A 22,639-nucleotide genomic window follows, 5' to 3' on the forward strand; every position below is an offset into this window, starting at 1 on the left:
ACGTACCGTCGACTGCATGGCGCATCTCGACGCGGACCCGCAGGCCGGTGCCGCGCAGCCCGGCACCGTCACCTCGCCGGTGACCGGCCTGACCGCCGCGGAGGTGGCGGAGCGGGTGGCTCTCGGGCAGGTCAACGACGTGCCGGTGCGCAGCAGCCGGTCCATGATCGAGATCGTCCGCGCGAACGTCCTCACCCGGTTCAACGCGATCATCGGCGTCCTCTGGGTGATCATGCTGAGCGTCGCGCCCATCCAGGACGGCCTGTTCGGCTTCGTGATCCTCGCCAACACCGGGATCGGCATCATCCAGGAGTGGCGGGCGAAGAAGACCCTGGACTCACTGGCGCTGATCGGCGAGGTGCGGCCCACGGTGCGCCGGGACGGGGCGGCGGCGGAGATCGGCACGTCCGAGATCGTGCTGGACGACCTGATCGAGATCGGGCCGGGCGACAAGGTCGTCGTCGACGGGGTGTGCGCCGAGGCGGACGCGCTGGAGATCGACGAGTCGCTGCTCACCGGCGAGGCCGATCCCGTGGTCAAGCAGCCCGGGGACCGGCTCATGTCCGGAAGCTTCGTGGTCGCGGGCGGCGGTTCCTTCCAGGCGACCAGGGTGGGACGCGAGGCGTACGCGGCGCAGCTCGCCGAGGAGGCGTCCCGGTTCACGCTGGTCCACTCCGAGCTGCGCTCGGGCATCTCCACGATCCTCAAGTACGTGACGTGGATGATGATCCCGACCGCGACCGGGCTGATCATCAGCCAGCTGGTCGTGAAGCACAACGAGCTGAAGAACTCCGTCGCCCGCACGGTCGGCGGGATCGTGCCGATGGTGCCCGAGGGGTTGGTGCTGCTCACCTCGGTGGCCTTCGCCATCGGGGTCGTCCGGCTGGGGCGCAAGCAGTGCCTGGTGCAGGAACTGCCCGCCATCGAGGGACTGGCCCGCGTCGACACGGTCTGCCTGGACAAGACCGGCACCCTCACCGAGGGCGGCATGGACGTCACCGGACTGCGGCTGCTCGACGGCGGCGACGAGGCGTACGTACGGAAGGTGCTGGGGGCCCTCGGCGCGTCCGATCCGCGGCCGAACGCGTCCCTCCGGGCGATCGCCGACGCCTACCCGGACACCGGGGACCGGCGCTGCACCGACACCCTGCCGTTCTCCTCGGCCCGCAAGTACAGCGGCGCCACCTTCGACGAGGGCGCCGAGGACGCCGAGGGCACCGGGCAACCGCCCGTCACCTGGCTGCTCGGGGCGCCCGACGTGCTGCTGGACGCCGACGACCCGGCCCTGGCCCGGACCACGCGGCTGAACGAGCAGGGGCTGCGGGTGCTGCTGCTCGCCCGCGCCGAGCGCGACGTGCCCGTGGACGACCCGGACGCGGCCAAGGGTGTCCGCCCGACCGCGCTGGTGGTGCTGGAGCAGCGGCTGCGGCCGGACGCGGCCGACACCCTGCGGTACTTCTCCGAGCAGAACGTCCGCGCCAAGGTCGTCTCCGGCGACAACGCCGTGTCGGTCGGTGCGGTCGCGGCCAAGCTCGGACTGAGCGGTACGACGGTCGACGCGCGCCGGCTGCCCGCCGAGCGGGACGAGATGGCCGAGGCGCTGGACCGGGGCACGGTGTTCGGACGGGTCGCCCCGCGGCAGAAGCGGGACATGGTGGGCGCGCTCCAGTCGCGCGGGCACACGGTCGCCATGACCGGCGACGGGGTGAACGACGTGCTGGCGCTGAAGGACGCCGACATCGGGGTGGCGATGGGCTCCGGCTCGGAGGCCACGCGCGCGGTCGCCCAGATCGTGCTGCTGAACAACAGCTTCGCCACCCTGCCGTCGGTGGTGGCCGAGGGTCGGCGGGTGATCGGCAACATCACCCGGGTCGCGACGCTGTTCCTGGTGAAGACCGTCTACTCGGTGCTGCTGGCGGTGCTGGTGGTGTGTTGGCAGGTGGAGTACCCGTTCCTGCCGCGCCATCTGACCCTGCTGTCCACGCTCACCATCGGCGTCCCGGCGTTCTTCCTGGCCCTCGCCCCCAACAGGGAGCGGGCCCGGCCGAACTTCGTACGGCGGGTCATGCGGTACGCGATCCCGGGCGGGGTGCTGGCCGCGCTGGCGACGTTCGCCACGTATCTGCTCGCCCGCCACCACTACAGCGGCGAGGGGGCGTTGGAGGCGGAGACGAGCGCGGCGACGCTGACGCTGTTCCTGATCTCGCTGTGGGTGCTGGCGATCATCGCCCGGCCCTACACCTGGTGGCGGATCGGGCTGGTGGCGACGATGGCCGCGGGGTTCCTGCTGGTGCTGGTCGTGCCGTGGCTGCAGGGGTTCTTCGCGCTGAGGCTGGTGGGGATGACGATGCCGTGGGTCGCGGTCGGCATCGCGGTGGTGGCGGCGGCCACCCTGGAACTCCTGTGGAGGTGGGTGGACCGCCGCTTTCCCGCTTAGGGCTCGGCTCGGCAGGGAACACCGGTCGCTTGTTCCCCTGCGGGCCGGTGGGGGCTGGTCGCGCCCACGCGGCGGAGCCGCATGTCGATACAGCCTCGCGCCCCCTCGGGGGGCGTTTCGGTGAACCGCGTGACCAGCCCCGGCAGGGCTTACTTCACGTCGACGAAGTCACCGGCGGCGTTGACCGCCGGGGTGGTCGTGGTGCCCGCGAAGGAGTAGCGGTAGTAGCCGTCGACGGAGGCCTTGACCGTGGTCTTCAGGTTGCCCGTCGAGTTGGTCTTGATGGTCTTGACGGTGGTGTAGGTGCTGGAGTTCTTCTTGCGGAACTGCAGCTTCACCGACTGGTTCGTGTAGCCGGCGTACTTGTAGGTCTCCCAGTTGGCGCGGGTCAGCTTGCCGGTGACCGTGATGGTCTTGCCCTTCTTCACCGGCTCCGGCGAGGCGTTGACCGTCAGCTTGGAGTAGCGCTGGACCAGGGTGGTGGCGAGGCCGCCCTTCTCCGCGTAGCCGATCTTGGAGATGTCGGGGTCGTCGACGGTCGGGTCCTCGCCGTTGAAGGCGATGGCCAGGGCGCCGGCCTTCCAGGTGCCGGCGTCCTCGTTCAGCAGGTCGTACTCCCTGGGGCGGATGTCGATGGTGCCGGAGCAGGTGGCCTTGGTCGCCGAGGTCGCCTTGCAGTAGGCGAAGTCGTCGCCGATCAGTATGTTCCGCGGCTCGGCGAAGCTGCCCTTGTAGAGGAACGGGTCGGTGAGGAAGTCGAGCGCGGTGATGTCGACGTCCGCGCCGTGGGTCAGGGTGTAGGTGACCTTGGTCGTGACCCGGTTGGTCGTGCCGACCTTGATCGCCTTGGCGATCTTGAAGTTGGAGAAGGTGACGTCCAGGGCGTACGGCTCGTCGTAGGCGGCGGCACGGGCGCTGAACGCGGCCTTGTCGGACGAGGCGGCCTGCGCGGCCTCACGGACCTTCGCGATGTCCGCGCGGCTCACGGCGCCGTCGGACGCCTGTGCTGCCGGAACGGCGAGGGCGGACAGGGCCAGGGCGCCGGAAACCGCGGCGATGACGGTGGCTCGAATACGCATGCATTCCCCATGTGGAGAAGGGGCCCCGATGGTCGTCGTTCCCAACGGCTCGTCGTCACTTCCGGGGCCCGAGTGACCATGGAGTCTGTTGACTCAGCTGATCAGATACATGACACCGGTGGATGGTTGTACGGGAAAACGAAAACCTGTGTGCGATTCTTGAAGATCACGGCCCCGGCCGCCGCGTGCCGCACGCAGAGCCCGAAAGGCCAGAAACATCTGAAGAACCCGAAGGAGGGTCCCGCATGATCACACCCGCCCGCGACAACCCCTGTCGGCATCATTCCCAGGCCTTGTCCACCATGCGGACGGGTACTGTGATTCAGTGATGAGCGCGACGAAGACCCCGGACAACCAGTCCCGGGCGAAAAGGCGCTCCATAGGCGCTCAGCTGTCCCGCCCCGTCCGTTCCTTCATGGAGACCGAGGCCGGCAGTGCGGGCCTGCTCCTGTTCGCGGTCGCGGTGGCCCTGATATGGGCGAACTCGCCCTGGTCGGACTCGTACACGTCGCTCTGGGCCACCGACCTGTCCCTCTCCCTGGGCAACGCCGAGCTGTCGATGGACCTGGGGCACTGGGTCAACGACGGACTGATGGCCCTGTTCTTCTTCATCATCGGCCTGGAGGTCCGTTACGAGGTCTCCGTCGGCGAGCTGAACAACCGCAGCCGGCTCATGATTCCGCTCCTCGCCGGAATCGGCGGCATGCTCGTGCCCGTCCTGCTGTACCTGGCGATCGCCCCCGGAGGCGAGGCCGCCATGGGCTGGGGCGTGGTCATCGGCACCGACACGGCGTTCATGCTGGGCGCGCTCGCCATCGTGGGCCCGCGGTTCGTCACGCAGCTGCGCGTCTTCCTGCTGGCCATCACCGTCATCGACGACATCGTGGCCGTCACCGTCATCGGCGTGGTCTACTCCGGCAGCATCAGTGTGCCGGAGCTGATCGTCGCGCTCCTCCTGGGCATGGTGCTGTCCGCGCTGACCCGCTTCGGCGTCTGGCAGGCGGCCCCGTACGTCCTGATCGTCCTCGTGATGTGGCTCGCCACCCTCCAGGCCGGTCTCCACGCCTCCATCGCCGGCATGCTCGGCGGCCTCCTGATCCCCGCCCGGAACCCGTCACGCGAGGGAGTGGAGCAGGCCGCTCGGCTCTTCCGCGCCTTCCGTCAGTCCCCCCTCGCGGACGTCGGCAAGACGGCACGCAGGGGGCTCCAGCAGGCAGTCTCCGTCAACGAGCGGCTCCAGACGGTGCTCCACCCCTGGTCCAGCTACGTCATCGTCCCGGTGTTCGCGCTGGCCAACGCCGGTGTCGACCTGCGTGACGGCGTCCTGACCAACGCCCTGACCTCCGCCGTCACCTGGGCCGTGGTCGTGGGTCTCGTCGTCGGAAAGCTGGTCGGCATCTGGGGCGGCGCCTACCTCGGCACCCGGACCGGCCTCGGGAAGCTCCCGACCGGGGTGGGGCAGGGCCATGTCCTGGGCGGCGGTGTCCTGTCCGGCATCGGCTTCACCGTGTCCCTGCTGATCGTCGGGCTCGCCTTCGACGACCCGGTGGTCCGTGCCGAGGGGACCGTCGGTGTCCTGCTGGCCGCCCTGTTCTCCACCCTCGCGGGCTGGCTCGTGTTCCATCTGGCCGCGACCCTGCGCGGGGAGACCGACGCGGACCTGCCCCGTTACCTGGACCGTCCGGTCGACCCGGAGACGGACCACATCCTCGGGCCCCCCGAAGCGCCCCTCACCCTGGTGGAGTACGGCGACTTCGAGTGCCCCTTCTGCGCCCGCGCCACCGGCGTCACCCAGGAACTGCGGCAACGTTTCGGCGACCGGTTCCGCTACGTCTTCCGGCACCTGCCGCTGCCCGACGTGCACCCGCACGCCGAGCTCGCCGCACGGGCGGCGACGGCCGCCGGCCTGCAGGGCCGCTTCTGGGAGATGCACGATCTGCTCTACAGGCACCAGGACGAGCTCGATTACCAGGACAGCGCCGGCTACGCCGCCGACCTCGGACTCGACGTCGAGAAGTTCCTCCGCGACCTCGACGACGAGAAGACGGCCGAGCGGGTACGGGTGGACGCCGCCAGCGCCGAGGCCAGCGGCGCCCGCGGGGTCCCGACGTTCTTCATCGGCAACCGCCGGCACACCGGCCCGTACGACGCGGCGACGCTCGCCCGCGAGCTCGAGGCGTACGCGCAGGAGTCCGGCGCCCAGGCGCCCACGAAGAAGTAGAAGCAGAAGCAGGCGAAAGGTCCGCCCGTGGGGGGGGTGGGCCGGGGGCGACCCCGGCCCACCCCCCCACGCGTTCAGTCGAACCAGCGGTCCCGCGCCAGTTCCTCCGTCCTGGACGGGTCCTCCAGCAGGGCCGCGACCTCGAAGCGGCGCGGCCACTCACCGGCCGCCCAGGCCAGCCCGGCGGCGACACCCTCCAGGGTGGCGGCGTGCGGCACGCCGTCGCCGGTCAGACGCCAGTCGATCTCCACGCCGTCCACGACGAGTTCCTCGTGCTCGACGTACGTCGCCGGGGTGCGCGACCCGAGCAGGACCCGCACGGACTCCGGCACGTCGTACTCGGTGCCCTGGGAACCGACCTCCCCGGTGACGGACTCGCTCAGCCGCCGCACCTGGAACAGTTCGGCCAGCTCGGCCGCCCGCGAGGGGCGGACGGGCAGCAGGGCCACGCCCGCGGTGAACGGCAGCAGGTCGGGCGAGTCGACGACCACCGCGTCGGCGGCGTCCACCACCTCGACCCGGCCGTCGACCACCGCGCGCAGCTCGTCCGGCAGGGTCACCTGGTCCGGCTCCAGGTCGGCCAGCGCCCCGTAGAGGGCGTGCAGCTGGGCGGCGGTGACCGCGCGGTCGGGGTCGGCGAGGCGGTCGAGGAGTTCGGCCGCGCCGCCCGGTTCGTCGAGCAGCGCGGACACGGAGGTGCGCACGCCGAGTGCCCGCAGCACCTGCTCGTCCTCGAAGCCGGTGGCGTCGGCCTCGTCGTACAGGCCGCGCAGCAGCGGGTCGCTCCCCGCGGCGCGCAGACCGGCCGGGCGGCGGCCGCCGAGCACCGGGTGCCCGCGCAGCCACCAGGCGGTGTACGGGCGGACGACCTCATGGGTGCCGTCGGGCAGCAGGACGCGCACCGGCTGGGTGAGCGCGTCGCGCAGCGGCGGGCGGGCGAGCAGGGCGAGGGCCTGGGGCCACCGGTCGTCGTCGACGAGGTCGAGGTCGCGCACGGCGACGATCTCGGTGGCGACCGGCGGCACCGGGCTGTCGGGGAAGCGGTCGAGGATGTCCTCGCTCCACACGTCCACGGCGTCGAGCAGGCCCGCGTCGTCGGGTTCGGTGAAGTCCCCTTCCCGCGGCTCGAGTTCGTCCGGGTCGAGGACGACGTCGGTGGCGCGGACCAGGGCGAAGTCGACCAGCACACCGCAGGCGGCCAGCGGGGCCTCTCCCCACTTCTGCGCCAACTCGATGTCCACGGAGGCGAGTTCACCCTCGCGCATGACGCGGGCGAAGGGGCCGCCGGGGAAGACCAGTTCGCAGGCCGGGGAGAGTTCGCCGTCCTCGTCGGGCAGCGCGAGGGCGCCCAGCCAGGGCTCGTCGCCGGGTTCGAGACCGGCGTCGCGCACCAGGCCGAGCACGGTGTCGGCGAGTTCCTCGGCGTCGGGCGCCTCATCCTCCCAGTTCATGGCGCCCTCGTCGTCGAGGGAGGCGGCGACGGCGGCCCGCACCTGCGGGGTGGTGAGCACCGCGCGCGGGGTGGCCGGGAGGGCGCCGAGCTTCTCCAGCAGGGGGTGCGCGGCGTCCGGGTGGGCGACCTTGAGGCCGAGCCGGGCCAGCACCCCGGGGTCGATCCGGGCGGCCTCCGCGCCGGGCAGCAGCACCTGCCGGGGGCCGATGGTGGTACGCCCTCCCCCGGTGCCGAAAGCCTGGGAGGTATCCCCGGCGAGCGGCACGGGCAGCCCGGAGAGCCGGTCCGGGTCGACCCCGGCGAGGCTCTCGTACAGCCGCCGCCACCAGGCGGGCGCCTTCTCCAGCCCGGCGAGCCGGTCGATCGCGTCGGCCAGCGGGACCCGGGCCACGCCCAGGGTGCGCAGTTCCGTCCGCCGTTCGAGCCCGGCGGGCAGCAGGGTGGGCAGCACCTCGGCGAGCACCCGCACGGTGTCGGCCCCGGCCCCCTCGACGATCTCGGCGTCCCGGGGCCGCAGCGACTCGGGCAGGCCGGAGTCGTCGTCCTGCTCGCGCGGGGGGACGGCGGGGGGCAGGAAGGAGGTGCGGGGCAGCCGCCCGAGGACCGCCTGGCGCAGGGCGCCGTCCAGTTCGCCCTTGCCGAGCGGGCCGGGCACGAGGTCGATGATCCCGGCGGTCACCGGATGCCACTCCGCGAGGAGACCGGCGTAGGCGTCGGCCGCGCGCTCCACCAGGAAGTCGGTGAGCGGGCCGGGGGCGGCGTGCCGGCGGGTGGAGTCCAGCGGGAAGGAGGCGATGAGCAGGGCGGGGACGCCGAGCGGCTCGTCGCTGGGGGTGGGGGCGTGCACGACGGGGCTGGTGCGGGGCCGGACGGGGCTGCCGTCGGAGTCGACGGGGACGGCCCAGGTGACCGACCAGTGGGGCCGCAGCCGCTCCTCGACGGGACGGTCGGCGAGCAGGTCCGGGGTGAGCGGTCCGTGGGCGGTGGAGGTGCGCCAGCGGGTGGTGCCGTCGCGCGAGTCGTCGACGAGGGTGAAGGCGCCCTCCTCACTCCGGCGCACGGTACGGGGCTCGTCGTCGCCGATCTCGACGACGACCTCCTCCAGGCCGGGCAGGGCGAGCAGCAGGGCGTCGTCGACGGCGTGCAGCAGCCGCTCGGCGAGGTCGACGGCGGCCGTGTCGCGCAGCGGCAGGATGACGGCGGTGTCGTACGGGTCGGGGGCGGTGCCCTCGGCGGCGAAGGGCAGGCGCAGCAGCGGTACGTGCCCGTCGCGGCGGCGGATCTCGTCGCCGAGACCGGCGCTGTGCCCCGCGCTGTCACCGGCGAGTTCCCGGGCCTCGGCCAGCGACCACCGCACCCCGCCCTGCCGGCCGACGAGGGCGGGCTCGTCGGTGACGGCGAGGACGGCGGCGAACCCGACGCCGAACCGGCCCACGGCCCCGGCGGGCTCGTCCCGCTTCGCGGACGCCCGCAGGGTGGACAGCGACTCGACCCCGGCCGCGTCCAGGGGAGCACCGGTGTTGGCGGCGACGAGCACCCCGTCGCGCAACGTGAGCCGGAGCCGCCCCGGCACCCCCGCGCGGGCGGCGGCGTCGGCGGCGTTCTGCGCCAGCTCGACGACGAGGCGGTCCCGGTACCCGCCGAGGACGAGATCCTCTTCGGCGTTGGCGTCCTCACGGAACCGGGCGGGACTGGTGGCCCAGGCGTCCAGCACCCCACGCCGCAGCCGTGCCGTCCCGAACGGGTCGGCACCCTCAGCGGCCGGCCGCACGAACTTGCTCACGTTGACTCTCCTCATCGGCCCTCATCGGCGTGAGACCGAAGGTACCGCTCCGCGGGACCCCGACGAGGACGGCGGGCACCGCACATGACCCGCAGCGAGGCCCCGGGTGCGCGCAGTGGCGTGGATCACGGTGCCGACCCCCTGGACGGGGCGGTCGGCCCGCGGAGCCGTACGGGCGAAGCGCGCTCACGGGTCCGGGGTGAAACCGGGCCGCCCAGGACCTCCTCACCGACGTCCGCGGCGGGAGCGGGTGCCTTGCTGAAAAGCGTGAGCGGTCAGCGGGTGAACGTCACTTGAGCGCTCACATGAGCACCATGGGGACGACAGCGCCCGAAGTGCTCACGCTTCCCGCGTCAACGGTCCGCAGACCCCCGACACTCTCCGCATCCCGCGCACCCCTCCGCACCCTTCTGCACCCTTCTGCACCCTTCTGGGCTTTTCCGCCGTCGTCGCCCCCGTCGCTGCGGAGGCGGGGCCGCCGGGTGGCTCTACGAGTGACCCAGTTCCGCCGACGACGCGTCCTCCGTCGCCGGGACCGAGCCGGAGTCCGGCGACGGGCGCAGCGGGAAGGGGTCGACGCGGGTTTCGTCGATCCGGGGCGGGGTGGGCTGGGGCGGCTTGGGCATGACCGCGGCCTCCGAGTGGCCGCCGCAGCCGTAGGACAGGGAGACGACACGGCCGTCGGCCGGGGAGAACTCGTTGGCGCACACGCCGAAGGCCTGGCCGAGCGATCCGCCGATCGGGGTGAGGAAGCCGCAGGACACACAGGACGCGGGGGCCGCCTGCGCCATCGGGGTCTTGGCGCCGAAGGCCTCCTCCCAGCGGTCGGCGGCGGTGTGCAGGCCGTAGCGGGACAGGACGCGGGCGCGCCGCATGCCGAGTTCCTCGGCGACCGCCGCGATCGAACCGCGGGCCGGGGCGGTCACCTGGTGCGCCGGGGTGCCCTCGGTGACGTCCGCGTCCTCGGCCTCCGCCAGTTCGGCGAACTCTCCGGAGACCGGCGAGTTCGGCGGCGGCGCGTCCTCACCGGAGAAGCCGGGCTCCAGCCGCAGGTCCTCGGCGTCGGTGGGCAGCAGATCGCCGGGGCCCATGTCGCCGGGACGCAGCCGCTCGCTCCACGGCACCCACTCCGGCGCGAGGATCGCGTCGGGGCCGGGCAGCAGGACCGCCTCGTCCACCGTGACGATCTTGGCGCGGGAGGCGCGGGCGACGGTGACGGCCCAGCGCCAGCCGCGGTAGCCGAGCTCCCTGCAGGCGAAGTAGTGGGTGACGACCCGGTCGCCCTCGGAGAGCATTCCTTCGTGTTCGCCGACGACCCCGGGCGCGGCGGCCTCCTCGGCTGCTGCGCGGGCGAGGTCGACGGCCTCGGCGCACAGCCGGTCGGGGGTGCGGCTTCGCGTTGTCGCTGCCTTCACAGGTATCGCTTCTCTCCTACGCCGTCTCACGAGTGCGCCACTCCCAGCGCGAGGGCGGACGGAGCGGACCGGAGGACCGCGTCGACGTCCACGCCTGATCGTGCTCGGGCGCGCCTCCATCCATTCTGCGGGATGGCTGAGATACGCACGCTACCTGCTCGCGTGCGCTGGGCCTACACCGACGGTTGTTCTCGAGTGTTCTCACGCGTTCCCGGGCAGCGCGCGCCGGTGCCGCGTTCCGCCGGAAGCCGCACACCGCGGGGCCGTCGAGGCGGTTGGGGCACTACGGACCGCCGTATCAGGGCACTATGAACGTCGTGGCCACCTCGAGGACACCCCAGGGCGCCACCGGGACCGGTGGGCCGAACGGGGCCAGAGTCAAGGGAAAGGCCCGACGCCTCACGGCGGGCGGGCCGGGCGGCCGTCTGCGCGCGGTCGGCCGCGTCCTGCGCTTCCCGGTGACCAGAACCGCACGCGGAATCCGCCGGGCCACCCACGCGCACGGCGCCGGGGAGTCCGGGCTCGGCAAGCTGATCGAGCTGCACGGTGTGAACGGCGCCGGCGACGTCATGATCACCGTCGCGCTCGCGTCCACCGTCTTCTTCTCCGTGCCGACGGACGAGGCACGCGGCCGGGTCGCGCTCTACCTCGCCATCACGATGGCGCCGTTCACCCTCCTGGCCCCGGTGATCGGCCCGCTCCTGGACCGCGTCCCGCACGGCCGCCGGGCCGCGATGGCGGGCGCGATGCTCGCCCGCGCGCTGCTCGCCCTGGTGCTGTCCGGCGCGGTGGTCACCGGCGGCATCGAGCTGTATCCGGCCGCGCTCGGCGTACTGGTCTCCTCGAAGGCGTACGGGGTGGTCAGAAGCGCCGTCGTGCCCCGGCTGCTGCCGCCCGCGTTCTCCCTGGTGAAAGCCAACTCGCGGGTCACCCTCGGCGGGCTGCTGGCCACCGGCGTCGCGGCGCCGATCGGCGCGGGGCTGCACCAGATCGGACCGCGCTGGCCGCTGTACGGCGCGTTCGTACTCTTCGTCACGGGCATGTTCCTGTCCTTCCGGCTGCCGGCGAAGGTGGACTCCGCCAAGGGCGAGGACACGGCACTGCTCGCGGCGGACGAGGCCCATCTGCACGGCCCGCACCTCAAGCCCGTCAAGCGGCCCGGTCTGCGCACGGTCGGCCCGGCCGTCACCCACGCGCTGGCCGCCAACGCCTCCATCCGCTGCCTGACCGGCTTCCTGATCTTCTTCCTCGCGTTCCTGCTGCGCGAGCATCCGATGACCGGCCAGAGCGCCGCCGTGTCCCTGGGCATCGTGGGGGTGGCGGCGGGCGTCGGCAACGCGCTCGGCACGGCCGTCGGCGCCTCGCTCCGGTCCCGCGCGCCGGAGATCATCATCGTGACGGTGGTGGCCTGCGTGGTGACCGCGGCGATCACGGCGGCGGCGTTGTTCAGCGCGGTCGTGGTGGCCTGCCTCGCCGGGGTCGCCGGCTTCGCGCAGGCGCTGGCCAAGCTGTCCCTGGACGCGCTGATCCAGCGGGACGTGCCCGAAACGGTCCGCACGTCGGCGTTCGCACGCTCCGAGACGCTGCTGCAGATGTCGTGGGTGCTGGGCGGGGCGATCGGTATCGCGATGCCGCTGATCGGGTCGCTGGGCCTCGCGGTGGGCGCCGCGATCGTCGCCACGGGCTGGCTGACCACCGTCCGCGCGCTGATCGGCTCCGCCCGGCACGGGGGCCACGGACGCGCGCGAGTGGCGTAACGCTCCGGCCACGCCGTACCCCCACGTGGGAGGTCGACCGGACGTGCCCGATAACCTTCGCACATGACCACGTTGCCCCGCGGCACAGCCGCTCGAAGTGACCGCGCTGTGCGACGGCGCCGTGCCGTCGTCGCCGCCGGTGCCGTATCCGCCGGACTGCTCGTCCTGTCGGCCTGCGACAAGCCGACGGCGATGTCCACGATCACCGTGGGCAGTGACTCGGTGTCCTCCGAGGCCACCTGCGGCGGTGAGGGCGAGGCCCTGAAGGCCGCCGACCTGACGTCGTGCCTGAAGGACAAGGACATCAAGGAGATCTCGGTCGACCCGGACGAGACCGTGCGCTTCGGTGTCGACCCGGACCTCGCCGACAAGGGCTGGACGATCCTGATGAACGGTCAGCCGCTGACCGACTCCAGCACCAAGACCTACCGCACCATCCCCGGCAGCGTGTTCTTCAACGCCCAGTACGGCGCCCAGGGCGACTCGACCCTGGTGTCGGTCAAGCAGGGCGAGAACGAGGCCACGGGCCTGTGGTCCTTCCGGCTGAAGAAGGACGCCTGATCGCGTCGTCCGTCGGGGCGCCCCCCACTCCCACGAGACCGGGAGCGCGGGGAGGCGTCCTCGTGGCCACCGCCGTCCCCGCCGAACGGGACGCGGTGGCTCGGGCCTTCCCGGGTGCCGCGCGCGCGAGGGCCCTGCCCGGGGCGAGTGTCGTCAGGATCGCCGACGGTCCCGATCTGATCGCCGCCGGTGTCGGCCCGGCCCTCGCCGCCGCCTCCACGGCCGCCGCGCTCACCGCCGCCGCTCTGGACGGCCACCCCTACCGCCTGGTCGTCTCGGCCGGGATCGCCGGCGGTTTCCCGCCGCACGCGCCCCTCGCCTCGCTCGTCGTCGCCGACGAGATCACCGCCGCCGACCTGGGCGCCGAGACGGCCGACGGCTTCCTGCCGGTGACCGACCTCGGCTTCGGCACCGTCACCCACCGTCCCCCCGCCGCCCTGGTCCGGGAGGTGGCCGCCGCGTCCGGCGCGCTCACCGGTGCCGTGCTCACCGTGTCGACGGTGACCGGCACCGCGGCCCGCGCCGCCCTGCTCCGCGAGCGCCACCCCGGTGCGCTCGCCGAGGCCATGGAGGGCTTCGGCGTCGCCGAGGCCGCCGCCGCGCACGGCGTACCCGTGCTGGAGATACGGGCGGTGTCGAACCCCGTCGGCCCGCGCGACCGCGCCGCCTGGCGCGTCGGTGACGCCCTGAACGCCCTCACCGAGGGCTTCGGGAAGATCGCGCCCGTCCTGGAGAGTTGGAACCGGTATGACAGTTGAGCAGCGGCGACTGGGGATCGTGTACTCCCCCTGCCCGAACGACACCTTCGTCTTCGACGCCCTCGCGCACGGCCGCGTCCCCGGCGCGCCCGCCCTCGACGTCACCTTCGCCGACATCGACATCACCAACGGCATGGCCGAGCGAGGCGAGTCGGACGTGCTGAAGGTGTCGTACGCGGCCCTCCCCTACGTCCTCGACGAGTACGCGCTGCTGCCCTGCGGAGGCGCGCTGGGCCGGGGCTGCGGGCCGCTGGTACTGACCCGGGAGCCCGGGGAACTCACCGGACGCACGGTCGCCGTGCCCAGCGAGAAGTCGACGGCGTATCTGCTGTTCCGGCTGTGGGCGGCGGACGTGGTGCCCGGTGGGGTCGGGGAGATCGTGGTGATGCCGTTCCACGAGATCATGCCCGCCGTACGGGACGGGAAGGTCGACGCGGGACTCGTCATCCACGAGGCGCGCTTCACCTACCGGGACTACGGGTTGCACCGGCTCGCGGACATGGGTGAGCACTGGGAGCAGACCACCGGGCTGCCGATCCCGCTGGGCGCGATCATCGCCAGGCGGTCCCTCGGAGCGCGGACGCTGACCCTGCTCGCCGACTCGATCCGCAGCTCCGTACGGGCCGCCTGGGACGACTCCGAGGCGGCGCGGCCGTACGTCATGGCGCACGCCCAGGAGATGGACCCGGCCGTCGCCGACCAGCACATCGGGCTGTACGTCAACGAGTTCACCGCCGACCTCGGCGAGGACGGCTACGCGGCCGTACGGGGCCTGCTGACGCGTGCGGCGGCCGAGGGACTGGTACCGCCCCTCGGCCCGGACGCACTGCGGTTCCCCTGACCCGTACCGGTGTGGGTGTCGGTACCGGTGCCGGACGCCCGGCCGGATCAGACGTCCAGCTGGTCGGCGACGGCGCGCAGGAGACCGGCGATCTGCTTCCCGGAGGTGCGGTCCGGGTAGCGGCCCTTCTCCAGGTTCGGTGTGAGGTTCTCCAGCAGGGTCGTCAGGTCCTGGACGATGGAGGCCAGCTCGTCGGGCTTCTTGCGCTGGGCCGCCGCGACCGACGGGGTCGGGTCGATGACGGTCAGGGAGAGGGCCTGGTCACCTCGCTGCCCGGCGACCACACCGAACTCCACCCGCTGACCCGGCTTCAGGGTCTCGACTCCGGCGGGGAGGACCGAGGAATGGACGAAGACGTCACCGCCGTCGTCGCGGGAGAGAAAGCCGAAGCCCTTCTCACTGTTGAACCACTTGACTTTGCCGGTGGGCACGTCCGTCCTCGTCCTCGTACTCGTCGGGAAACCGCTTCTGAAACGGCTCTTGATAACGCTCGGGCGGGTCCTGGTGACCCGCCGCAACCAAGGCTAATGGTCTTCGGGCAGGTGACAAGACGTCGCCCGGTAGTTCCCTCCGGCCAGGAACTACCCTGGTGCGGTGGCTGACAAAACCCAAGCGGATTCCGCGGCGCCCGGCGACGGCCTGGTCCGGGCCGGCGGCGTCGTCTTCATCATCGGTGCCGTGGCCACTCTGGTCACGGTGGCCCCGTTGTTTCTCGGCACGGAGCCCTTTCCGACGTACATGTTCGTACTGAGCATGCTCATGGGGGTCGGATTCCTGATGGCCGGCGCGGGAGTACTCCGCTCGGCCGCGGCGGGCCGCCGTCGGGCACGCGCCGGGCAGTAGGCCGTCACACGCCCGGCGGTGAGCCGTCAGGGGCGCGCCGCACGGTGGTCCGCGAACCAGCGGGGGAACTCGGTCAGGTCGGCGAGGACGACGTCCGCGCCCGCCGCGCGCAGTTCCGCCGGGTCGCACGGGCCGCTGGCGACCGCGACCGCCAGTGCTCCGGCGGTCCGCGCGCCGCGCACGTCACCCACATGGTCGCCGACGTACACGCCCGCGTCGTGCTCGCGCAGCGCCGACGCCTTCTGCTCGGCCCACAGATCGCCGACCACCGCGTCCGGTTCGATGCCGAGGTGGGCGAGGTGCAGCTTGGCGTTGGGCTCGTGCTTCGCGGTGACGACGATCGCGCGTCCGCCCGCCTCCCGTACGGCCGCCATGGCGTCGCGGGCGCCGGGCAGCGCCGGCGTGGGGGCTATGGCGTACGTCGGGTACATCGCCCGGTACAGGTCCGCCGCCTCCTCGACCCGCTCGGCCGGGAACCAGTTGATCAGTTCGTCCTCCAGGGGCGGCCCCAGCCGGGTGACGACGAGATCGGCGTCTATGGGGGTGCCGGTCCGCTCGGCCAGCGCCAGGTAGCAGGCGCGGATACCCGGCCGGGAGTCGATGAGCGTCATGTCGAGGTCGAAGCCGACGGTGAGCGGGGCGGACGGAGGCGGGGCCATAAAGGTCATACCCGCCATTGTGCCTGCGACTCGTGCGAGGTCAGCGGGGGCGCTGGGAGCGCCAGGTGAGGAACAGGGCCGAGGCCACCGCCGCGGCCCGGACCACCCAGGGCCAGGTTTCGGAGACGGCGTCGTCCATGGTGCCGTCGGCGATGGGGGTGCCCCAGCGTTCCTCGGTCCGGCCCCAGAGCCAGACGATTCCGCCCGCGATCGCGAGGCCCGGCAGGACGACGACCGCCCACTTGATCTCGGCCTGGGTGAGGCGGCGGGAGGCGTAGGCGATGACCCAGCCGAGGAACAGGGTGAACCAGTTGCCCAGGACGGCGCCCACGACCAGCAGGCCCGCGGCGACCAGGAGCAGGGGGTTGCTCCAGCCGCCGGACGGGAGGCGTGGGAACCGGCGCCCGGCGGTTCCGGTGCCGGTCTCGGTTCCGGGCCCGGCTTCGACGACGGTCGGCGCGGGCGCCTTCCCGTCGGGGCCCGTCGCCCCGTCCGGTTCCTTCGACGGCGGGGGCTTGAGCAGCTCGGGGATCTCCACGCCGCCGACGAAACCGGTGACCTCGTCGCCGACGCCGAAGGGGCTGTCGTCCACCCGCCACCAGTCGGGCTGGGTGGCGCTGTCCCCGAGTTCGTCCGTACCGGCCCGGTGCGGCGGGGACGGTACGCCGGTGGCGGGCGCGGGGTGCGGGTTCCCGGCCGGACGGGGGCGGGGGACGGCGCGGCGCAGGACGTCCCTCGCACGCCCGCCGCGGCCCCCGCTCCGCTGGGTGGGAACCGCGACGGGCGGCGGTGCGGGTCTGTTCACGGTGGGCCCGGTGGCCCCGTCCGGCCGGGAATCCGCGCCGCCGGTCCCGGCCGCCCCGGCCGACCCTGCCGTCCCGGAGGGGTCCGCGGCCGCCGCCACGACCTCGTCCGGGGTGCCCATGCGGGAGATGATGCGGCGCACGGCGGCCGGGGAGTCGACCGCGGACCTCGCCCGGTGCCGGTCGATCTCGTCACGCAGCCGGGCGACCAGACCCATCCGGGTCGCCGACGGCAGCTGCCGCTGCTGCGCCACGTCACCGACGCGGCTCAGGTACTCGTAGACGACCTGGTCACTCTCGATGCCCACGAAGCCCCTCCGGGGTGGGTGCGTCGGATACCCCGGGGGACGACGTTAGCGCAGGGCGGGGCGAGGCGGGACACAGCCGTGGGCGGTGCGGGTCGGACCGGCGGCACTCACCGGAGCCGCGGGCCTTTGAGCACAGGCCGTGGCCGTGCTCACGCAGGATGTGGCGGTCGCTCTGCCGGGTGGGGAAGCTCGGGTGGGGAAGCTCGGGTGAGGAATTGAGGAATTCAGGAAGGCCGCGGCGGGCGAAACGTTCCGTTCGCCGTTTCGAGCGTGGTCACCTTCGCCGTTTCGGTGGCGCTCCGGGCGTCCGGCGCCTCTCTGCCCCTCCGTACCACCCGCTACCGTGGGCAGGATGAGCGACCCGGCCACACCGCCCCGTTCCCTTGCGGAAGCACTCCGCACACGGGACGACACCTCCCTCGCCGCGCTCCTGCGCAGCCGCCCCGACCTCGTCACGCCCGTGCCCACCGACCTCACCCAGCTCGCCACCCGGGCCGGGACCCGTGCCTCGGTCGTGCGGGCCCTGGAGCGGCTGGACCGGTTCGCACTGCAGACCGCGCAGGCGCTGGCCGTGGCGGCCGATCCGGCGCCGTACGACGAGCTGCTCGGGCTGCTGGCGGGCGACGAGGGCGACCCCGCCGTGTCCGCCGCGCTGCCGCACGCCGTGCGGACGCTGCGCGAACAGGCGCTGGTGTGGGGCGGCGACGACCGGATGCGGCTGGTCCGTACGGCCCGTGAGCTGCTCTCCCCCTCCGCGCAGCACCCCTCGCCGACCGGTCTCGGCCCGACCGTGCGGGAGGCGACGGCCGGGATGTCCCCGGGGCGGATCCAGGAGATCGTCACGGCGACCGGGCTGCCGTCCACCCCTGACTCGGTCTCCGCGGTGACCGCCCTGACCGGGCTGTTCACGGACCGGGCGCGGATGTCGGCGTTGCTCGCCGAGGTGCCGTCCGAGTCGATGGAGGTGCTGGAACGGCTGGTGTGGGGGCCGCCCTACGGCCAGGTCACCGCCGATCCGGCGCCCCGGCTGCGCCTGCTGCTGGACCGGGGGTTGCTGCTGCCGACGGCGCCCGGGACGGTCGTCCTGCCGCGTGAGGTGGCGCTGCATCTGCGGGGCGGGCGGGCGCACCGGGTGAACGAGCCGGTGCCGCCACCCGTCGAACCGGCGCCCGCGACCGCGCCCGCGCACCGTCCACAGGTTGTGGACGGTGCGGCGGCCGGGCAGGCGTACACGGCGCTGGCTGCCGTCGAGGAGCTGCTGAAGGACTGGGACGAGGGCGGTCCGGCGGTGCTGCGGTCCGGCGGGCTGAGTGTGCGGGACCTGAAGCGGACCGCCGTCGCCCTGGACGTGCCCGAGCCGGTCGCCGCGTTCTGGGTCGAACTGGCTTATGCGGCAGGGCTGTTGGCCTCCGACGGGGAGGCGGACGAGCGGTATGCGGCGACCCCGGCGTACGACACCTGGCTGGAGCGGCCCGCCGCCGAGCGCTGGACGGTGCTGGCCGCGGCGTGGCTGGCGGCGACCCGGACCCCGGGGCTGGTCGGCGGGCGGGACGCGAAGGACCACACCTTGTCGGCGCTCGGTCCGGGGCTCGACCGGTCGGCGGCGCCCGAGGTGCGGCACCGGGTGCTGGCGCTGCTGGCGGGGCTGCCGGAGGGGACGGCTCCGGTCGCCGAGTCGGTGGTGGCGCGGCTGCGGTGGGAACGCCCGCCGCGCACCGGCGGGGGCGACGGCGAGGACCTGCGCTCCCGGCTCGCCCGGTGGACGCTCACCGAGGCGGAGATGCTGGGGATCACCGGCCGGGGGGCGCTGTCGGCCCACGGGCGGGCGCTGCTCGGCCTGCCCGTGCCGAAACCGGCCCATCCAGCCCACCCGGCCGAACCGGAGCCCCGGGGGCCGGGCGACCGGTTGCCGGTCCACCACCGGCCGGCCCCGCAGCCGGCCCCCCTCTCCCCCGCCGAGCCGAGGAACATCGCCGCCGCCGCCCGGCTGCTGGCCCCGCTGCTGCCCGAACCGCTGGACCACGTCCTGCTCCAGGCCGACCTGACGGCCGTCGCGCCGGGCCCGCTGCGACGGCCGCTCGCGGACATGCTGGACGTGCTCGCGGACGTGGAGTCGAAGGGCGGAGCGACCGTCTACCGGTTCACGCCGGGCTCGGTACGCCGTGCCCTGGACGCCGGACAGACCGCCGCGGACCTGCATGCCTTCCTCGCGGCGCACTCCCGCACGCCGGTTCCGCAGCCGCTGACGTATCTGATCGACGACGTGGCCCGCAGGCACGGGCATCTGCGGGTGGGCGCGGCCTCCGCGTACGTACGCTGCGACGACGAGGCGGTACTGAACGAGATCCTCGCCGACAAGCGGGCCGCGGGGCTGGGGCTGCGCCGTCTCGCGCCGACCGTACTGGCCGCGCGGGCCGACCCGGCCGGCCTGCTGGAGGGGCTGCGCCGGATGGGGTTCGCGCCGGCCGCCGAGTCCGCCGAGGGCGATGTCCTGATCACCCGCGCCCATGCCCGCCGCACCCCGCCGCGCACGCCGCCCGAGCCGGTTCCGGAGGGGCCGCCGGTGCCCGACGACACCCTGCTCACGGCGGCGATCCGGGCCGTACGGGCGGGTGACCTCGCCTCCACCGCCCCCCGCAAGCCCCGGGAGGGGGCGGAGGACGCGGCCGGGGGCGGCGAGCTGCCGCGCACCGGGTCCGCCGAGACCCTCGCCACCGTGCAGGCCGCCGTCCTCACCGGCGAGGCGCTGTGGATCGGCTACGTCAACGCCGAGGGCGCGGCCAGCCAGCGCGTCATCGCCCCGGTCCGCGTCGAGGGCGGCTTCGTCACGGCGTACGACCACACCGCCGACGAGGTCCGCACCTATCCGCTGCACCGGATCACGGGCGTCGCGGAGCTGGCGGACGACGAAAGCTGAGCCCGCTCCGCTGCGCGGCGTAGGCTCCACCCATGGTGCGGAGCACGGTGCAGGACGTCGAGAGCTACCTCGCGGAGGTCCCGGAGCCACGCAGGGCCGCGCTGACCGAACTGCGGCGGTTGTGCAGGGCGGAGCTCACGGGCTTCACCGAGGTGATGGCGTACGGCATGCCCGCCTACGAACGGGACGGCACGGCCGAGATCGCCTTCGCCGCCCAGAAGCAGTACCTGTCCTTCTACCTCCTGCGCGGCGATGTCCGGACGGCCTTCGAGGACCGGCTGGCCGGGCAGGACATGGGCAAGGGCTGCCTGCGGTTCCGAAAGCCGGAGGACCCGGCGACCATCGACTTCGACCTGGTGCGCGACCTGCTCCGGGCCACGGCGGCCGAACCGGGCCCGGTCTGCTGACGAACACCGGCGATCCGCTGACGAGCTCCCGCCCTCCGGGCCCGAAGTGGCGGGCGTCACTCCGGGTCCCGGAGGCCGGGCCATCAGGCAAACTGGACGTTTGGCCGAGCTGTGCCCGTGCAGTGCCCGTGCCGAGCCCGTCGCAGAAAGGCAGCCGCGCGTGAATGGTCCGCTCATCGTCCAGTCCGACAAGACGCTTCTCCTGGAAGTCGACCACGAGCAGGCGGACGACTGCCGTCGCGCCATCGCGCCCTTCGCCGAACTGGAACGGGCCCCGGAACACATCCACACCTACCGGGTGACCCCGCTCGGCCTGTGGAACGCCCGGGCCGCCGGCCATGACGCCGAGCAGGTGGTGGACGCGCTGGTGCAGTACAGCCGCTACCCGGTGCCGCACGCGCTGCTCGTCGACATCGCCGAGACGATGGACCGCTACGGCCGGCTCAGCCTGCTCAAGCACCCGGCGCACGGTCTCGTCCTCACCAGCACCGACCGGCCCGTACTGGAGGAGGTGCTGCGCTCCAGGCGGATCGCCCCGCTGGTCGGCGCCCGCATCGACCCAGACACCGTCGCCGTGCACCCCTCGGAGCGCGGGCAGATCAAGCAGACGCTGCTGAAGCTGGGCTGGCCCGCCGAGGACCTCGCCGGGTACGTGGACGGCGAGGCGCACGCCATCGAGCTGCGCGAGGAGGGGTGGGCGCTGCGCCCGTACCAGAAGCAGGCCGTGGAGAACTTCTGGCACGGCGGCTCCGGTGTGGTCGTCCTCCCCTGCGGCGCGGGCAAGACGCTGGTCGGCGCCGGTTCGATGGCGCAGGCGAAGTCGACCACGCTGATCCTGGTCACCAACACCGTCTCGGCCCGGCAGTGGAAGCACGAGCTGGTGAAGCGGACCTCGCTGACCGAGGACGAGATCGGCGAGTACAGCGGGACGAAGAAGGAGATCCGTCCCGTCACCATCGCCACCTACCAGGTGCTGACGACCCGCCGGAAGGGCGTCTACCCCCACCTGGAACTCTTCGACTCCCGGGACTGGGGCCTGATCCTCTACGACGAGGTGCACCTGCTGCCCGCCCCCGTCTTCAAGTTCACCGCCGATCTCCAGGCCCGGCGGCGGCTCGGCCTGACGGCGACCCTGGTGCGTGAGGACGGCCGTGAGTCGGACGTGTTCTCGCTGATCGGGCCGAAGCGGTTCGACGCGCCGTGGAAGGAGATCGAGGCGCAGGGCTACATCGCGCCCGCCGACTGCGTGGAGGTCCGGGTCAACCTCACCGACTCCGAACGGATCGCGTACGCGACGGCGGAGACCGAGGAGAAGTACCGCTTCTGCGCGACGACCGCCACCAAGCGGAAGGTGACGGAGGCGATCGTGCGGCGCTTCGCCGGTCAGCAGATCCTCGTCATCGGGCAGTACATCGACCAGCTGGACGAGCTGGGCGAACACCTGAACGCCCCCGTGATCAAGGGCGAGACGTCGAACGCGCAGCGGGAGAAGCTGTTCGAGGCTTTCCGGCAGGGCGAGATCGGCGTGCTGGTCGTGTCCAAGGTCGCGAACTTCTCGGTCGACCTGCCGGAGGCCACGGTCGCCATCCAGGTCTCGGGCACCTTCGGGTCCCGGCAGGAGGAGGCCCAGCGGCTGGGCCGGGTCCTGCGGCCCAAGGCGGACGGCCACCAGGCCCACTTCTACTCCGTGGTCGCCCGCGACACCATCGACCAGGACTTCGCGGCCCACCGCCAGCGCTTCCTGGCGGAACAGGGCTACGCCTACCGCATCGTCGACGCGGACGAACTCCTCGCGGAGAGCTGAGCGCGCGCACCCGGGGGGCACCCCCCGGGCCGTCATCCCCGGGCCGTCATCCCCGGGGGAGGTCGAACACCAGCAGGATGACGAACAGCGGCGGCGCCAGGGAGAGGAAGGCCGCCGCGATACGCGGGGTCGACCAGTGGGGCTTCCACGGCAGCAGCCAGGACGTGAGCCAGGCGCGGAAGGTGAGGACGCCGCCGAGGAGCATCGTCCAGTGGACCACGTCCTGGGCGGTCATCAGCTCCTGCGAGCAGTCGGCGGGGCCGCAGTTGTAGGTCGCCACGGCGGACAGCGCTCCCATCAGCAGCGCCACCGGCACCAGGACCGTCAGGAGCAAGGTCGCGACGGTGGGCACCACCCAGGCCCAGCGGTCCCGGTCGGCCGGGTGGGGCACCGGGGGCGTCAGGGGGCGAAGGGGTCGTGGCTCATGGAGCCGGTCAAGCCGCGTGACCGGTGCCCGCGCATCGGCGTACGTACTCGGACGGACGGGGACGGGTCACTCACTTCAGCACCCGATCGGACGCGTGTCGGTTGCCCGGTCGGCGGACCGCCGATGGTATGACAGCGGGTCCGCCGCCGCGGGCCCGACTCCCGGT

General features: G+C 73.0%; 17 protein-coding genes. 10 read left to right on the plus strand and 7 right to left on the minus strand.

All coding sequences use genetic code 11. The features are described 5' to 3' along the window. The first annotated feature begins 16 nt into the window (after nt 1-16). Complete coding sequence (locus ACVW19_RS14960) at nt 17-2,437, plus strand: HAD-IC family P-type ATPase (protein ID WP_457459889.1); 2,421 nt, start codon at nt 17-19, stop codon at nt 2,435-2,437. Between the two features lie 149 nt (nt 2,438-2,586). Here the strand turns inward: ACVW19_RS14960 and ACVW19_RS14965 are convergent, their stop codons facing one another. Continuing rightward, nucleotides 2,587-3,516: a hypothetical protein gene (locus ACVW19_RS14965; protein WP_457459890.1), complete on the minus strand. Its 930-nt coding sequence runs from the start codon at nt 3,514-3,516 to the stop codon at nt 2,587-2,589. A gap of 328 nt (nt 3,517-3,844) precedes the next feature. On the opposite strand from ACVW19_RS14965, the gene nhaA reads away from it, so the two are divergent. Beyond that, on the plus strand, nt 3,845-5,737 hold the full coding sequence (gene nhaA, locus ACVW19_RS14970) for a Na+/H+ antiporter NhaA (protein WP_457459891.1): 1,893 nt from the start codon (nt 3,845-3,847) through the stop codon (nt 5,735-5,737). 74 nt (nt 5,738-5,811) lie between these two features. Here nhaA and ACVW19_RS14975 read toward each other — a convergent pair whose 3' ends face one another. After that, entirely contained in the window at nt 5,812-8,973 is a 3,162-nt protein-coding gene (locus ACVW19_RS14975; protein WP_457459892.1) for a sacsin N-terminal ATP-binding-like domain-containing protein, read from the minus strand. Between the two features lie 488 nt (nt 8,974-9,461). Further along, on the minus strand, nt 9,462-10,388 hold the full coding sequence (locus tag ACVW19_RS14980; RefSeq protein ID WP_457459893.1) for a DUF3027 domain-containing protein: 927 nt from the start codon (nt 10,386-10,388) through the stop codon (nt 9,462-9,464). Nucleotides 10,389-10,705: 317 nt separating this feature from the next. Between ACVW19_RS14980 and ACVW19_RS14985 the strand changes: the two genes are divergently transcribed. From ACVW19_RS14985 to ACVW19_RS15000, 4 genes are all read left to right on the plus strand, one after another. Further along, on the plus strand, nt 10,706-12,145 hold the full coding sequence (locus ACVW19_RS14985) for an MFS transporter (RefSeq protein WP_457459894.1): 1,440 nt from the start codon (nt 10,706-10,708) through the stop codon (nt 12,143-12,145). Nucleotides 12,146-12,208: 63 nt separating this feature from the next. Beyond that, nucleotides 12,209-12,706 (plus strand): DUF2771 domain-containing protein, encoded by a 498-nt coding sequence (locus ACVW19_RS14990; RefSeq protein ID WP_457459895.1) that lies wholly within the window; start codon nt 12,209-12,211, stop codon nt 12,704-12,706. 62 nt (nt 12,707-12,768) lie between these two features. Continuing rightward, a complete protein-coding gene (locus ACVW19_RS14995) occupies nt 12,769-13,464 on the plus strand; it encodes a futalosine hydrolase (protein WP_457459896.1) in 696 nt (231 codons plus the stop codon). Then, nucleotides 13,454-14,305 (plus strand): 1,4-dihydroxy-6-naphthoate synthase, encoded by an 852-nt coding sequence (locus ACVW19_RS15000; RefSeq protein ID WP_457459897.1) that lies wholly within the window; start codon nt 13,454-13,456, stop codon nt 14,303-14,305. Before ACVW19_RS14995 ends, ACVW19_RS15000 begins: the two co-directional genes overlap by 11 nt. A gap of 47 nt (nt 14,306-14,352) precedes the next feature. Here the strand turns inward: ACVW19_RS15000 and ACVW19_RS15005 are convergent, their stop codons facing one another. Further along, nucleotides 14,353-14,736 (minus strand): cold-shock protein, encoded by a 384-nt coding sequence (locus ACVW19_RS15005; RefSeq protein WP_202278384.1) that lies wholly within the window; start codon nt 14,734-14,736, stop codon nt 14,353-14,355. 163 nt (nt 14,737-14,899) lie between these two features. On the opposite strand from ACVW19_RS15005, the gene ACVW19_RS15010 reads away from it, so the two are divergent. Next, nucleotides 14,900-15,148 carry a hypothetical protein gene (locus tag ACVW19_RS15010; RefSeq protein WP_457459898.1) on the plus strand — a complete coding sequence of 83 codons (249 nt, stop codon included), beginning with the start codon at nt 14,900-14,902 and terminating at the stop codon, nt 15,146-15,148. 26 nt (nt 15,149-15,174) lie between these two features. Here ACVW19_RS15010 and ACVW19_RS15015 read toward each other — a convergent pair whose 3' ends face one another. After that, nucleotides 15,175-15,825 carry an HAD family hydrolase gene (locus ACVW19_RS15015; RefSeq protein ID WP_457459899.1) on the minus strand — a complete coding sequence of 217 codons (651 nt, stop codon included), beginning with the start codon at nt 15,823-15,825 and terminating at the stop codon, nt 15,175-15,177. A 22-nt stretch (nt 15,826-15,847) separates the two neighbouring features. Further along, nucleotides 15,848-16,918: a hypothetical protein gene (locus tag ACVW19_RS15020; RefSeq protein WP_457459900.1), complete on the minus strand. Its 1,071-nt coding sequence runs from the start codon at nt 16,916-16,918 to the stop codon at nt 15,848-15,850. Between the two features lie 352 nt (nt 16,919-17,270). On the opposite strand from ACVW19_RS15020, the gene ACVW19_RS15025 reads away from it, so the two are divergent. The 3 genes from ACVW19_RS15025 (at nt 17,271) to ACVW19_RS15035 (ending at nt 22,046) form a co-directional block, all read left to right on the plus strand. Then, nucleotides 17,271-19,835 (plus strand): helicase-associated domain-containing protein, encoded by a 2,565-nt coding sequence (locus tag ACVW19_RS15025; protein WP_457459901.1) that lies wholly within the window; start codon nt 17,271-17,273, stop codon nt 19,833-19,835. A gap of 32 nt (nt 19,836-19,867) precedes the next feature. Next, nucleotides 19,868-20,242 (plus strand): iron chaperone, encoded by a 375-nt coding sequence (locus tag ACVW19_RS15030; protein WP_457459902.1) that lies wholly within the window; start codon nt 19,868-19,870, stop codon nt 20,240-20,242. A 160-nt stretch (nt 20,243-20,402) separates the two neighbouring features. Next, the gene (locus tag ACVW19_RS15035; RefSeq protein WP_457459903.1) at nt 20,403-22,046 is read left to right on the plus strand and encodes a DNA repair helicase XPB; all 1,644 of its coding nucleotides are present in this window, start codon (nt 20,403-20,405) and stop codon (nt 22,044-22,046) included. 46 nt (nt 22,047-22,092) lie between these two features. On the opposite strand, the gene ACVW19_RS15040 is transcribed toward ACVW19_RS15035, so the two are convergent. Further along, the gene (locus tag ACVW19_RS15040; protein WP_457459904.1) at nt 22,093-22,437 is read right to left on the minus strand and encodes a hypothetical protein; all 345 of its coding nucleotides are present in this window, start codon (nt 22,435-22,437) and stop codon (nt 22,093-22,095) included. Nucleotides 22,438-22,639 lie beyond the last annotated feature (202 nt).

This window comes from Streptomyces sp. TE5632 (genome assembly GCF_054061295.1).